Genomic DNA, 13228 nt, shown 5'->3' on the forward strand with positions numbered 1-13228 from the left:
CCGTGTGCGTCTGTCTCGAAATTCCTGGAATTTGTGCTGAATTGTGTGGAAGTGTTCGAGAGTGTCTACACGCCCCCTCGCGCGAGGCCGCACGGATAGAATCGGCGCCTCAGCGGGAGAAAGACGATGGACGGGACACCGCTCAAGTACACGGTATTGCTGATCGAGGACGACGATCGACTCGCACAACTGATCGCCGAATACCTCGGCGGCTACGAATTCGCGGTGACGATCGTGCGACGTGGCGACCTCGCCGTCGCGGCCGTGCACGAACACCGGCCGGCGCTCGTGATCCTCGATCTGATGCTGCCGAACATGGACGGCATGGAAGTGTGCCGCCGCATCCGTGGGTTTTCGGGCGTGCCGGTGCTGATCCTCACCGCGCGCGTCGACGTGTTCGACCAGATCGCCGGCCTCGAGACCGGTGCCGACGACTACGTGATCAAGCCCATCGAACCGCGCGTGCTGGTCGCACGTGCGCGGGCGCTGCTGCGACGCGCGCCGCGCGAGAACGTCCCTGCGCCCGTCGAGGGCGAGACGCTCGTGTACGGCGAGCTGCAGATCTCGCCGCCGAATCGCACGGTCACGTGGCGTGGCCAGGTCGTCGAGCTGAAGACCGCCGAATACAACCTGCTGCTGATTCTCGCGCGCGCCGCCGGCAAGGTGCTGAGTCGCGACGACATCCTGAAGCAGTTGCGCGGCATCGAGTTCGACGGCATCGACCGCACGGTCGACTCGGGCATCTCGCGACTACGCCGCCGTTTCGAGGACGCATCGCCGGAGCCGCACAAGATCAAGACGATCTGGGGCCGCGGCTATCTGTTCAGTCCGTCCGCGTGGGAGGAATGACGTGCTCCGCTCGCTGATCCGGTTGTACCTCGTCGTCGTGCTGTGCGGCGGCCTCGCGATAGCGTTCGTCAACTACTCGTTCGTGCGGCTGTTTCACGAGCGCGTGACCGAGAACACCCGCGATGCCGTCAAGGCGTACGCATTCGTGCTGACCGATTACCTCGCGCGTCATCCCGGCGCACAACGCGCCGACGCGCTCGCCGAGCTGCGCAGGCACGGCAGCGAGGGCTTCAGCCTGCTGACGATGGCCGACGTGATCCCGCTGCTCGACGACACGCAACTGCGCGATCTGCGCGACGGCAAGCTCGTGCTGAGTCTCGACGCGCGCGACTACTATCTGCCGCTGCCCGACGGCACGATCGTCCACGCGCATCCCGACGAACCGACCAACCTCGACATCCAGGTGCTGGCCTACGGCGTGATCGCACTCGCGACGCTGCTCGCGGTGCTGCTGTGGATCCACTACCACTGGCGCGATCTGCGCAAGCTGCAGATGGCCGCGCGCGCGTTCGGCGTGGGCAACCTCACGACGCGCGCGCAGCTGTCGAAGAAGTCGAACATCTACGAGCTGTCGCAGCAGTTCAACGACATGGCGCGGCAGATCGAAGCGTCGATCCTGCAGCAGCGCGACATGATGCACGGCATCTCGCACGAACTGAAAACGCCGCTCGCGCGGCTCGAGTTCGGGCTCGCGTTGCTGCAATCGCCGGAATCGGTCGAACGTCAGCGTGAGCGGCAACGGGCGCTGCGCGCGGACGTTCGCGAACTCGACGAGCTCGTGACCGAACTGCTGACGCTGAGCAGTCTCGAACAGGGTGCGCGGCAAGTCGCGCCGATGCAGGTGTCGATCGGCGAGCTGCTCGACAGCGTCGCGGCCAGCATTGCGCACGACGTCGCCGTGCGGACGCTGACGCTGTCCGTCACGACCGCGGGCGCGCCGGCGCAGCATGTCTGTGATCCGAAGCTCGTCGCGCGCGCGTTGCTGAATCTGATCCGTAACAGCGCGCGCTACGCGCGTCACGCGATCTCGCTGCGCGCCACGGTCGGTGCGGGCGGCGCGCTGGTGCTGACGGTCGAGGACGACGGCCCCGGCATTCCGGTCGAGGACCGCGCGCGCGTGTTCGAGCCGTTTCACCGGCTCGATTCGAGCCGCGACCGCCACACCGGCGGCTTCGGCCTGGGCCTCGCGATCGTGCGTCGGGTCGCGCTCGTGCACGGCGGCGACGTGCATCTCGACAACGGCACATGGGGCGGCGCGCGCTTCGTGATGATCCTGCCGCCGTTGCCGCTACCGGACGCCATGCGGGCCGCGTGATATGGTCGAGGCCCGCTCCTCGCTTCCCGCCACCCGCTTTTGAAAACCGCCGCCCGTAAACACCTCCGCGCCAATCTGCTGATGCTCGTCGCAGCGATGATCTGGGGCTCCGCCTTTGTCGCGCAACGGGTCAGTCTCGATGCGATCGGACCGTTCCTGTTCACCGGGCTGCGCTTCCTGCTGGGTGCGGGTGTCGTGCTGCTGTTCGTTGCGTGCACGCGGTTGCGACGCGCTCGCGTGAACCTCACCGTGCCCGCACGCGACACCGCGGCGCTGTTACGCGCGGGCGGCGCACTCGGGCTGCTGCTCGCGTTCGCGATCTCGATGCAGCAGATCGGTCTGCAGTACACGAAGGTCGCGAACGCCGGCTTCATCAGTTCGCTGTACGTGGTGATCGTGCCGCTGATCGGTGCGCTGCTCGGTCACCGGACAGGACTCGGCACCGCGCTCGGCGCACTCTTCGCGGCGGTCGGCATGTATTTTCTGAGCGTCAACGAGCACTTCTCGATCCTCTACGGCGACTGGTACCAGCTCGCCGGCGCGATCGTGATTTCGATGCAGGTGATGCTGGTGGGTCGATTCGCGCGACGGCACGATCCGCTGTCGCTGGCGCTGGTGCAGTTCGTCACGTGCGGGGTGATCTGTCTCGCGATCGCCGTCGCGTGCGAACCGCTGCGGCTCGGCGACATCGTTCGCGCGGCGCCGAGCATCCTGTACGGCGGAGCGCTATCGGTCGGCATCGCGTACACGATCCAGGTGGTCGCGCAGAAAGACGCGGCGCCCGCGCACGCGGCGGTGATCTTCAGCATGGAAGGTGTGTTCGCCGCGCTCGCCGGATGGCTCGTGCTCGGCGAGACGCTGTCGGCGCGCGCGTTTGTCGGCTGCGCGTTGATGCTGGTGGGGCTGATCGTGTGTCAAGTGTTGCCGCAGCCGACCGCGCGACGCAGCACGGCGTCCGCGAGCTAACGCGCGGGCACGCGCTTATTCTTCACGACGATATCGCCTGCTACAACGCTACAGCTCATCGAGCGCGAGCGCTTCTTCGGTGTGCCACAGTTTGTCGGGCGTCGGCGGAAACACGCACCAGCAGCCGTCGTCGTGACGGAAGAAGAACAGTGAACGCGGCGCGCCGGCTGTGCTGCCGTCGACCTCGACGCACACGTATCGTCGATGGTCCCAGCGCGTGCGGCTGAATTCGGTCACGTGAACCGGAAGAGATTGCGGCGGCGCGAGCCACTTCTCGACGAGAAACCGCAGCGAGTATTCATTGGAGGTTTTCACGGCGTGTCCCCCCGACGAGCAGCTTGTCCGGCGCGGCATCCTGCTCCTGCGCGACGTCCAGCCCTTCCTCGCATTCCTTGTCGTTCAGTGCGCGGTCGAGCTCCCTGCTCGCGGCCGCCGCACGCAACGCCGTGCAATTGGCAGCATAGCGAATGTCCGAAAGCAAACGGACCAGCTGCCGTGGCGTTCTTCTTTTCATCACACACCCCCTGCACTGCACAATAAACTTGAGAAAGCGCTTTAACTTTAGGCGTTAGCGCGCCGCTCCGTTTATTTTTTGACGAAATAGCAACAGCTCTTTTCAACATGTGTGGTGGTCTAGGTCACACAGGTCGCTATCAGGATGCGCGTACGGGATTGCATCGTATGTGCGATACCCGGCGAATCGCAGAAAGCGAACACAGTGCCGGTTGTTCACGTCTGGCCGAGCATGACGACCGCTGCACCGTTGAATTTATATTCGGCCAAAAAGCAGACGAAATAAATGAGGGTATTCAACATCCAGGGTATTCGACGAGAGTCGATGCGACGACTGCGACACGCGAATGCTCGGCTCGATTCGCTCGTTCGCCGCATGCGGAAAACGCCCTGAATACAGGGCTCCGCACGATCTTTGCACGTGACGATGCGGCGCCGCCCTTTCCGATCCGGAAAGGGTCCTTGAGAAACCGTCGATTATCACGGCCTCCAGAATCTTCCACTATGACCGTCAGAATCAAAGAACGGAGATGCGGAGATGAAGGGTCCTCTGGACGGTGTGCGGGTACTCGAGATGGGTCAGCTGATTGCTGGGCCCTTCGCCGGCAAGATGCTCGCCGAATTCGGCGCCGACGTCATCAAGATCGAGCCGCCCGGAACCGGCGATCCGCTGCGTAAATGGCGGTTGCTGCACGACGGCACGTCGGTCTGGTGGGCCGCTCAATCGCGCAACAAGAAGTCGGTGACGCTCGATCTGCGCTCGCCTGAAGGTCAGGACGTCGCGCGCAAACTGATCGCGGAGTCCGACGTGCTGATCGAGAACTTCCGCCCCGGCACGCTCGAAGGATGGGGGCTCGGCTGGGACGCGCTGCAAGAAATCAACCCCGGACTCGTGATGCTGCGCGTGTCCGGCTACGGCCAGACCGGGCCGTATCGCGATCGCCCGGGCTTCGGCGTCGTCGCCGAAGCGATGGGCGGCCTGCGGCATCTGAGCGGCGAACCTGGGCGCACGCCGGTTCGTGTCGGTATCTCGATCGGGGATTCGCTGTCCGCGCTGCACGGGATCATCGGCATCCTGCTCGCGCTGCGGCATCGCGATCAGCACGGCGGACGCGGCCAGGTCGTCGACGTCGCTCTGTACGAGTCGGTCTTCAACATGATGGAAAGCCTGCTGCCCGAATACTCGGTGTTCGGCGCAGTCCGCGAGGCTGCCGGCAGCGCGCTGCCGGGCATCGCACCGAGCAACGCGTATCGCTGCAGCGACGGCAAATACGCGCTGATCGCCGGCAACGGCGACAGCATCTTCCGTCGACTGATGGAGCTGATCGGCCGCCCCGATCTCGGCGACGACCCCGCGCTCGCGCAGAACGACGGACGCGTGAAGCAGGTCGGTCGGATCGACGTCGCGATCGAAGCGTGGACCGCCGAGCGTTCGCTCGACGACGTGCTCGCCGCGCTCACCGACGCACGCATCCCCGCAGGCAAGATCTACGACGTAGCCGACATCGCCGCCGATCCGCACTACCGCGCGCGCGACATGATCGTCGATACGCAGTTGCCCGACGGCACGCCGGTCCAGGTGCCCGGCATCGTGCCGAAGCTGGGCGCGACGCCCGGCGTGATTTCGCAGCCTGCGCCGACGCTCGGCCAGCACACCGACGAGGTGCTGGACACGCTCGGCATCGATCCCGCCACGCGCGACGCCTGGCGCGCGCGCGGCATCATCTGAAGGAGCCGCCGACATGCCGTCGAACGGAAAGAGACTCTACATCCAGGAAGTCGCCACGCGCGACGGATTCCAGAACGAAGCGCAATTCGTCGATACCGACGCGAAGATCGCGTTGATCGACCAGTTGAGCGTGTGCGGCTACGCAAAGATCGAAGTCACGTCGTTCACGTCGCCGAAAGCGATCCCCGCGCTGCGCGACGCGGAAGCGGTCATGCATCGGATCACGCGTGCGCCCGACGTGATCTATACCGTGCTCGTGCCGAATCTGCGCGGCGCCGAACGTGCGCTGTCGTGCAACGTCGACGAGGTCAACCTCGTGATGTCGGTCAGCGAAAGCCACAACCGCACCAATTTGCGGATGACGCGCGAGCAGTCGTTTGCGCAATTGAGCGACGTGATCAAGGTGGTCCGCGAAACGCCGGTCGCGATCAACGTGTCGCTGTCGACTGCGATGGGCTGTCCGATGGAAGGCGACGTCCCGCTCGAAACCGTGCTCGGCTGGATGCAGCGCTTCGCCGACCTCGGCGTTCACGGCGTCACGCTGTGCGATACGACCGGCATGGCGTTTCCGTCGCAGGTCACCGAGCTGTGCCGACGCGCCGCCGACGCGTTCCCGTCGCTTGAACTCACGCTGCACTTTCACAACACGCGCGGCATGGCGCTCGCGAACACGCTCGCTGCGCTGGGTGAAGGCATCGACCGGTTCGATGCATCGCTCGGCGGCCTCGGCGGTTGTCCGTATGCGCCTGGCGCGAGCGGCAACGTCACGACCGAAGAGCTGGTCCACATGCTGCAGCTCGATGGCTACGACACGGGCGTCGATCTCGCCGCCGTGCTGAACGCGTCCGCGCTGCTGCCCGGTCTCGTCGGACACGACGTGCCGAGCCAGTTGCTGAAGGCCGGTCGCCGCCTCGATCTTCATCCGATGCCGGCTACCGGCGACGACGGCGTTCCGCAGCAAGGCGTTGCCGCTGCTGCCTCTGCCGCTGTCCAGCAAGGAGCGTGAGATGCCCCTCATCGATCACCTCGACCATCTCGTCCTGACCTGCGTCGCCCCCGAAGCGACGAAGCATTTCTACACCGAAGTCCTGCAGATGCAGCTCGAAACCTTCGGCGCGGGCCGGCTCGCGTTCCGCTTCGGTAACCAGAAGATCAACCTGCACGTGCGCGGCGCCGAGTTCGAACCGAAGGCGCATGTGCCCGTGCCGGGCGCGCTGGACCTGTGCTTCATCGCGGCCGTGCCGCTCGACGATGTGATCGCGCATCTGCAGCGCGTCGAATGGCCGATCGTCGAAGGGCCGGTGGAGCGCACCGGCGCCACGCAAAAGATCCGCTCGGTGTACGTGCGGGACCCGGATCTCAACCTGATCGAAATTTCCGAACTGCTGTAGCGCGCAGTATGGATTCAGCAAGCCGATTCACGCAGGTTCAAACCAATAAATCTGGAGACTCGATGAACAGCAAACCTATCGGTCTGGACGCAGCGGCGGCTGCGCAGACCTCGCCATCCACAGCGGGCACGCCCCGCTCGACTCGCGGCATCACGCTGAGCAGCTTCATGGACGATATGCCGGTCGGTGCGTTGCACCGGTTCGTCGTGCTGGTCGTCGGTATCGGGTTGTTCTTCGATATGTACGAGATCTTTCTCGTCAGTTCGATCGGTACCGCGCTGCAGACCGAATACGGCATCGACCGGCACGGCAACGAATTCAAGCTGCTGCTCGCGTCGGCGTTCATCGGGATGTTCTTCGGCTCGTTCTTCCTCGGCAGCCTCGCCGACAAGATCGGCCGACGCAAGGCGTTCCTGTTCAACCTCGTCTGGTACAGCGGCTTCTCGCTGCTCGGCGCGTTCTCCGTCAACGGCACGATGCTCGTGCTGTGCCGCTTCCTGACCGGCATCGGCGTGGGCGCGCTGTACCCGATCGCTGACACGCTGCTGTCCGAAGTGCTGCCGAAAGAACGCAGAGGGCGACTCGCCGGCTGGGCGTACACGACGTCGTACATTGCGGTGCCGCTGGTCGGCTTTCTCGCGGTGTGGCTCAACCCGCTGCATCTCGGCGCGATTGCCGGCTGGCGGATCATTCTCGCGATCGGGAGTCTCGGTGGCGTGTTCGTTCTGCTCGTGCAGCATCGTTTGCCGGAGAGCCCGCGCTGGCTGCTGTCGCAAGGACGCGTCGGCGAAGCGCATGCGATGTTGGGCCGCTTCGCGCAAAGCGCGAATGTGCGCGTTCCGGTGCTCGTCGATGAAGTGAAGCCGACGCATGTGAAGCCGCGACTCAGCGATCGGATCGCACTGCTGCGCCTCGCGCCGTATAACAAGCGCTACCTGATGCTGGTCATCTTCCATCTGTTTCAGGCGTTCGGCTATTACGGCTTTGGCGTGCTGGCGAGCGTCGTCGTGAAGAGTCGCGGTTTCGACGTGACCGACAGCACATTGTTCGTGGCGCTGTCGTTCCTCGGTTATCCGGTCGGCTCGCTACTGTCGATTCCGCTGATGAACGTGATCGAGCGTCGGACGCTTGTGATCGGCTCGATCCTGTCGGTCGCGGCGTGCGGGCTCGCGTTTGCGTATTCAGGCAACACCGTGCTGATCGTGTGCTTCGGCGTATTGACGACGTGTGCGTCGAACGTGTTCAGCAACGCGTATCACGTGTATCAGGCTGAGATTTTCCCGGCTCGCGTGCGGTCGACAGCGATCGGTAGTACGTATGCGTTGTCGCGAATCGTCAGCGGGTCGCTGCCGTTCATTCTGCTGCCGGTGCTGAACGATCACGGTGCGGGTGCGATGTTCGGTGTGATCTCGGTCGCGCTCGCGATCGTCGCGGTGGTCGTGCGGACGTTCGGTCCGAAGACGACTCGGCTTAGTCAGGATGAGATCAATCCGGTTTGAGCGTGTGATGTGAATGGCCGGGAAGGCGGTGTGTCTTCCTGGTCGATGTATATGTTCTGTATTGAGACGTCGCGGTCACGCGGTGCTGTTGAACAACTGCAGCTGCAAACCGCTCCCTGCCACGCGAGCCTCGCAGGCAGAAAGCCCCCTCCTCCTCACGCATTCGCGGCAAGCTCATCGCGCGTTAATGCATTCGCCGATCAATCGCTCACGCTGGAATAGCAGCGTCAGCATGAGCACTTCACAGTGCTCATTGCGCAACGTCTTTCCCGCGCATTCAGCGTCGTTTCATTCGATGCGGCCGCCATTTTCCCGATCCGCCTGCTTACTTCAACTTCACCACTCGTAAGTTATGTTATATCATTTCGTCGGCGTCAATTGGGCAAATCGTAACGTCGTGAGGCTACGGGGTTTTTAGGCGTTCGAGGTCTTGATACTGGCGCCGGGCGGGCATGAGACCGATATATAAACGCTATGTTATATCGTTTCGATTAGTCCGATTTAGAACAAATCTACCCAGAACAACCACCGTGAACCGAACCACTTCCCGCTTCTCCAGGCGAGCGTACCGACTGTCGCCCCTTTCGCTGGCGCTGATGGCCGCATTGGCCCACGCCCAATCGCAGAACCAGAATGCGGCGCCCGACACGACGATCCCCGGTGGCTCGCTCGCACCGGTTTTCGTGACAGCCAATCCGCTGGGCGACACCGATCTGATCGCTCCGGCCACCGCGCTCTATGGAGATGCGCTGACCCGTCGACAAACGAATTCGCTCGGCGAAACGTTGAACGGGCTGCCCGGTGTATCGACGACGACGTATGGCCCGATGGTCGGTCGGCCGATCATCCGTGGGATGGACGGCGACCGGATCCGGATTCTGCAGAACGGCGTCGCAGCGTGGGATGCGTCGTCGCTGTCGTACGATCATGCGGTCCCGCAAGAACCGCTGACCATCGAGCGCATCGAGATCGTGCGCGGACCGGCGGCGCTGCTGTATGGCGGCAATGCGATCGGCGGCGTCGTGAATACGATCGACAACCGGATTCCACGCGAGCCGATCAAAGGCGTGACCGGCGCAGTCGATGCCAGTTACGGCGGAGCGAACAACGCACGCGCCGGCGCGGCGCAGGTCGAAGGCGGTAACGGCCAGTTCGCGTTCCACGTCGATGCATTCGATCGCGAGACCAGCAAGGAGCGCATCCCCGGATTCGCGCACTCGGATCGTCAGCGTGCGCTCGATGGCCCGGATGCCGACCAGGCCTCCGGCAGCATCCCGAACAGCGACGGCCGTTCGCACGGCGGCGCAGTCGGCGGTGCGTATACATGGGCCGACGGCTACGCAGGCCTGTCGTATAACGGCTTCGAAGCGAATTACGGCTCGGTCGCCGAGAGCGACGTGCGACTGCGGATGCATCAGGATCACGTCGCGTTCGCGTCCGAAGTCCGGAACCTGAGCGGACCGTTCACGCAGTTGAAATTCGATTTCGGCTACACCGACTACGAGCACCGGGAAATCGACAACGGCGAAACCAGCACGACCTTCCGCAATCACGGCTACGAAGCGCGCATCGAGGCACGCCACAAGAAGATCGGTCCGTTCGAAGGCGCGATTGGGATTCAGCTGAGCCAGAACACGTTCTCCGCGCTCGGCGACGAAGCGCTCGTGCCGACGACGCAGACCACCAACGTCGCGCTCTTCGGTCTCGAGGAGTGGAACGTCACCGACGCGTTCAAGCTGAGCGCCGGCGCGCGCTACGAGCACGTGAAGCAGGACCCGACCGCCGCCGGCAACGACAAGTTCGCCAGCGCGACGGACCGCGACTTCAACGCCGTGAGCGCGTCGCTGGGCGCGCTGTACAAGCTGACGCCGGTGTGGTCGGTGGCAGGCAACGTTGCGTACACGGAACGCGCCCCGGCGCTCTACGAGCTGTACGCAAACGGACCGCACGATGCGACCGGCCAGTACCTGATCGGCAACCCCGACGCACAGAAGGAAAAAGCCGTTTCAACCGACCTGTCGCTACGCTTTGCGAGCGGCCCCAACAAGGGCAGCATCGGCGTGTTCTACAGCCGCTTCAAGAACTATCTGACCGAATTCAACACCGGCCGTCTGGTCGACGACGGCGATCAGGTCGTCGCGCCCGGCACCGCCGACGCATTGAACGAAGCCGTCTATCGCGGCGTGCGCGCGGAGTTCTACGGCATCGAATTCGACAGCAAATGGCGCGTCTTCCAGAAGGGTGCGCATCAGGTGGATGTGGAATTGATCGGCGACTACACGCACGCACGCGACATGGACAACGACCAGCCGCTGCCGCGCATCTCTCCGCTGCGCGCGACGCTCGCCGTCGATTACGGCTACGGTCCGTTCGGTGCTCGTGCCGAGATGCAGCATGCGTGGGGCCAGCATCGTGTGCCCGAAGACGATCTGCCTACCGCGAGCTACACGAAGCTGGGGCTGATTTTCACGTACAAGTTCCACGTCGGCACGACAAACTGGCTGGCCTACGTGCGCGGCGACAACCTGACGAATCAGGACATCCGTTACGCGAGTTCGGTGGTCAGGGACATTGCACCGGAAGGTGGACGTAGTGTGATGGTTGGGTTGCGGACGCGGTTCTAGCAGACAGGGCCGGGACACGGGCAAACCGCGCCCCGGCCGCACTCGTTCACCGCACTACAAAGCGCAACAAGCTAGCGCCCACGCACACCCGCCCCAAACCGCTCGCGCGCAATGCGCGCAAACAGCACCGAATACGGCGAATGATCCTGCGTGCGTCGGCTGATGATGATCGGCGACGACGCCGGGTCCCCGGCAATGCGCCGGTACACCACACCACGCGAGCGCAATCCGTCGACACTCTCAGGCACCACCGTTACGCCCACTTGCGCAGCAACAAGACCAAGCGCGGTCTGCAGTTCACGCACTTCGTGAATCGCAGCAGGTTCGAGCGCTGCGTCCTTGAATGCGGACAGTTGCTGATCCGCGTAGCTCGGACGCGGCGTACTCGGATAGACGATCAACGTCTCGCGCGCCAGCATCGCGAGCGTCAGCGGCTCGTCGATCGATGCAAGCGGATGGTCTTCCGGCAGCGCCGCGATCAACGGCTCGTCGACGAGCACTTCGCGCGTCAGCGCATCGTCATCGAAACGCAGCCGGCCTACGCCGACGTCGATGCGTCCACCGCGCAGTGCACCAAGCTGCTCAAGCGTAAACATTTCGATCAGCGACACCTGCGCATGCGGCGCCGCTTCGCGAAACTCGCGGATCACATCGGGCAGCGGCCCATACAACGTAGACGGTACGAAACCGATCACGATGCGCTCGGCGAGTTGCGCCAGTTCGCGCGTTACTCTCACCGCGCTATCCGCGTCGTCGATCAGTTTGCGCGCGCGCGTATAGAACATCCGCCCCGCTTCCGTCAGACGCAGCGGACGCACGCCGTGTTCGAACAGCGGCATGCCGACGCTTTCCTCGATCTGCTGGATCTGCCGCGACAGAGGCGGCTGCGTCATATGCAAACGGCTCGCGGCGCGCGTGATATTCATCTCTTCCGCGACCGCCACGAAATAACGGAACTGGCGCAACTCCATGCGTCCCCCGACGTGTCGAACAGGCGAGGCCTTGCGGCCGTGTGCGCCAGTATCGCACCATCGGTCCGCGTGCTTATGCCTTGGACCTATGCCTCGACCGAACTACGCAGACGCGTCACCAGTCGATTGTCCTTGCCCTGCACAAGCGGGATCAACGTGAGGTTGAATTCGATCGACTGATAACGATCGTCCTTCAGACCCAACGCAACGCCACCCGTCCTGTCGACGACCTCAGGAATCAGCTCCTCACGCGTCGCATAAGCGAAGTCATCCCAGATCAGCGGATCGCCGTCGACGTTGAACTGCGTCGTGAGCTTGCGATGTTTGTCCGACGTGACGAAGAAGTGCACGTGAGCCGGCCGGTTGCCGTGTCGGCCGAGCGTGTCGAGAAGCTGCTGGGTCGCACCGTGCGGCGGGCAGCCATAACCGACCGGCATCAGCGTACGGAATTCGTACTTCCCGTCGGCGCCCGTTCTGACCGAACCGCGCAGATTGAAATCGCTCTGCGCGCCCGTCGGATCGAAGTGCGAATAGAAGCCGTGCGAATTCGCGTGCCAGCATTCCACCACCGCATTCGCGACCGGTTCGCCACCGGCGCTCGTCACCGTGCCGTGAATCACCAGCGGACCTGCAGCGTTGTCAGCGTCGATGTCGATCTTCGCGACACCGTCACGCACCGGCGCGCCCGCGACATACAACGGACCTTCAATCGTGCGCGGCGTCCCGCCGTCGAGACCGGCGGCCTTGTCCTCTGCATCCATCCGGATATCGAGGTACTTCTCGAGGCCAAGACCCGCAGCGAGCAATGCGGCTTCGCCATCCTTGCCGAGCTTGTTCAGATAGTTGATGCCGGCCCAGACTTCGTCGGGCGTGATGTCGAGATCGTCGATCGCCTTGAAGAGATCGCTGAGCAAGCGATAACCGATCTGCTTCGTGCGACGATCGCCGCCGTCGCCGCCGACGTTCGTCGCCGCTTTCAACAGGTCCTGCACCTCTTTCGAATCGAATACCTTGACGCTCATGATGGCTGTCTCCATGTGTTTGTGGGGGAATGATCCGCGTCGCGCGAGCACCCGCGTTCAGCTGTCGTCCTCGCGAACCGACGACGGATGACGGCACAGCGGCGTCACGGTGATCTTCATGTACGCGAACAGCGGCAGTCCGATCAGGATGTCGTGCAGTTCCGCATTGCTCTCGACGTCGAAGATGCTGAAATTCGCGTACTCGCCCGCGAGCCGCCAGATATGCCGCCACTTGCCGCTGCGTTGCAGCGCATGCGAATACGCCTTCTCGCGCGCCTTGATTTCGTCGGCGACGTCGGGCGCCATATCGACGGGAAGGTGTACGTCCATGCGTACGTGAAAGAGCATC

Annotated in this window: 13 protein-coding genes; 8 read left to right on the forward strand and 5 right to left on the reverse strand. The window is 63.7% G+C overall.

Annotated elements, in window-relative coordinates:
- Window positions 1-126 precede the first annotated feature (126 nt).
- The 3 genes from E1748_RS22645 to E1748_RS22655 all read left to right on the forward strand — a co-directional run bounded on the left by E1748_RS22645 (window position 127) and on the right by E1748_RS22655 (window position 3130).
- Entirely contained in the window at window positions 127-849 is a 723-nt protein-coding gene (locus E1748_RS22645) for a response regulator (RefSeq protein WP_133649525.1), read from the forward strand.
- Window position 850: 1 nt separating this feature from the next.
- Window positions 851-2164 (forward strand): ATP-binding protein, encoded by a 1314-nt coding sequence (locus E1748_RS22650; protein WP_133649526.1) that lies wholly within the window; start codon window positions 851-853, stop codon window positions 2162-2164.
- 81 nt (window positions 2165-2245) lie between these two features.
- Entirely contained in the window at window positions 2246-3130 is an 885-nt protein-coding gene (locus E1748_RS22655; protein WP_133649527.1) for a DMT family transporter, read from the forward strand.
- A 48-nt stretch (window positions 3131-3178) separates the two neighbouring features.
- Here the strand turns inward: E1748_RS22655 and E1748_RS22660 are convergent, their stop codons facing one another.
- Complete coding sequence (locus tag E1748_RS22660; RefSeq protein ID WP_133649528.1) at window positions 3179-3445, reverse strand: hypothetical protein; 267 nt, start codon at window positions 3443-3445, stop codon at window positions 3179-3181.
- Window positions 3429-3644, reverse strand: coding sequence for a hypothetical protein (locus E1748_RS22665; RefSeq protein ID WP_133649529.1), 216 nt, complete (start codon window positions 3642-3644; stop codon window positions 3429-3431). The genes E1748_RS22660 and E1748_RS22665 overlap by 17 nt, the downstream gene beginning before the upstream one ends.
- A 537-nt stretch (window positions 3645-4181) precedes the next feature.
- Here E1748_RS22665 and E1748_RS22670 point away from each other — a divergent pair.
- The 5 genes from E1748_RS22670 (at window position 4182) to E1748_RS22690 (ending at window position 10886) form a co-directional block, all read left to right on the forward strand.
- Window positions 4182-5372: a CaiB/BaiF CoA transferase family protein gene (locus E1748_RS22670; protein WP_133649530.1), complete on the forward strand. Its 1191-nt coding sequence runs from the start codon at window positions 4182-4184 to the stop codon at window positions 5370-5372.
- 13 nt (window positions 5373-5385) lie between these two features.
- Window positions 5386-6378 carry a hydroxymethylglutaryl-CoA lyase gene (locus E1748_RS22675; RefSeq protein WP_133649531.1) on the forward strand — a complete coding sequence of 331 codons (993 nt, stop codon included), beginning with the start codon at window positions 5386-5388 and terminating at the stop codon, window positions 6376-6378.
- 1 nt (window position 6379) lies between these two features.
- Complete coding sequence (locus E1748_RS22680; protein WP_133649532.1) at window positions 6380-6763, forward strand: VOC family protein; 384 nt, start codon at window positions 6380-6382, stop codon at window positions 6761-6763.
- Window positions 6764-6825: 62 nt separating this feature from the next.
- Window positions 6826-8262, forward strand: a complete 1437-nt coding sequence (locus E1748_RS22685) for an MFS transporter (RefSeq protein WP_205965288.1) — start codon at window positions 6826-6828, stop codon at window positions 8260-8262.
- A gap of 596 nt (window positions 8263-8858) precedes the next feature.
- Window positions 8859-10886: a TonB-dependent receptor gene (locus tag E1748_RS22690; protein WP_240766825.1), complete on the forward strand. Its 2028-nt coding sequence runs from the start codon at window positions 8859-8861 to the stop codon at window positions 10884-10886.
- A gap of 71 nt (window positions 10887-10957) precedes the next feature.
- Here the strand turns inward: E1748_RS22690 and E1748_RS22695 are convergent, their stop codons facing one another.
- From E1748_RS22695 to catC, 3 genes are all read right to left on the reverse strand, one after another.
- The gene (locus E1748_RS22695) at window positions 10958-11857 is read right to left on the reverse strand and encodes a LysR family transcriptional regulator (protein WP_133649534.1); all 900 of its coding nucleotides are present in this window, start codon (window positions 11855-11857) and stop codon (window positions 10958-10960) included.
- A gap of 86 nt (window positions 11858-11943) precedes the next feature.
- A complete protein-coding gene (gene catA / locus E1748_RS22700) occupies window positions 11944-12879 on the reverse strand; it encodes a catechol 1,2-dioxygenase (protein WP_133649535.1) in 936 nt (311 codons plus the stop codon).
- 57 nt (window positions 12880-12936) lie between these two features.
- On the reverse strand, window positions 12937-13227 hold the full coding sequence (gene catC, locus E1748_RS22705) for a muconolactone Delta-isomerase (protein ID WP_133649536.1): 291 nt from the start codon (window positions 13225-13227) through the stop codon (window positions 12937-12939).
- Between the last annotated feature and the right edge of the window lies 1 nt (window position 13228).

It is taken from the genome of Paraburkholderia flava, assembly GCF_004359985.1.
Taxonomy (GTDB): Bacteria; Pseudomonadota; Gammaproteobacteria; order Burkholderiales; family Burkholderiaceae; genus Paraburkholderia; species Paraburkholderia flava.

Coding starts and splice junctions, on each gene's coding strand:
- E1748_RS22690 (WP_240766825.1), top strand. CDS start 8,859: ATGGCCGCATTGGCCCACGCCCAATCGCAGAACCAGAATGCGGCGCCC.
- E1748_RS22645 (WP_133649525.1), top strand. CDS start 127: ATGGACGGGACACCGCTCAAGTACACGGTATTGCTGATCGAGGACGAC.
- E1748_RS22670 (WP_133649530.1), top strand. CDS start 4,182: ATGAAGGGTCCTCTGGACGGTGTGCGGGTACTCGAGATGGGTCAGCTG.
- E1748_RS22680 (WP_133649532.1), top strand. CDS start 6,380: ATGCCCCTCATCGATCACCTCGACCATCTCGTCCTGACCTGCGTCGCC.
- E1748_RS22655 (WP_133649527.1), top strand. CDS start 2,246: ATGCTCGTCGCAGCGATGATCTGGGGCTCCGCCTTTGTCGCGCAACGG.
- catC (WP_133649536.1), bottom strand. CDS start 13,227: ATGCTCTTTCACGTACGCATGGACGTACACCTTCCCGTCGATATGGCG.
- catA (WP_133649535.1), bottom strand. CDS start 12,879: ATGAGCGTCAAGGTATTCGATTCGAAAGAGGTGCAGGACCTGTTGAAA.
- E1748_RS22685 (WP_205965288.1), top strand. CDS start 6,826: ATGAACAGCAAACCTATCGGTCTGGACGCAGCGGCGGCTGCGCAGACC.
- E1748_RS22675 (WP_133649531.1), top strand. CDS start 5,386: ATGCCGTCGAACGGAAAGAGACTCTACATCCAGGAAGTCGCCACGCGC.
- E1748_RS22665 (WP_133649529.1), bottom strand. CDS start 3,644: ATGAAAAGAAGAACGCCACGGCAGCTGGTCCGTTTGCTTTCGGACATT.
- E1748_RS22695 (WP_133649534.1), bottom strand. CDS start 11,857: ATGGAGTTGCGCCAGTTCCGTTATTTCGTGGCGGTCGCGGAAGAGATG.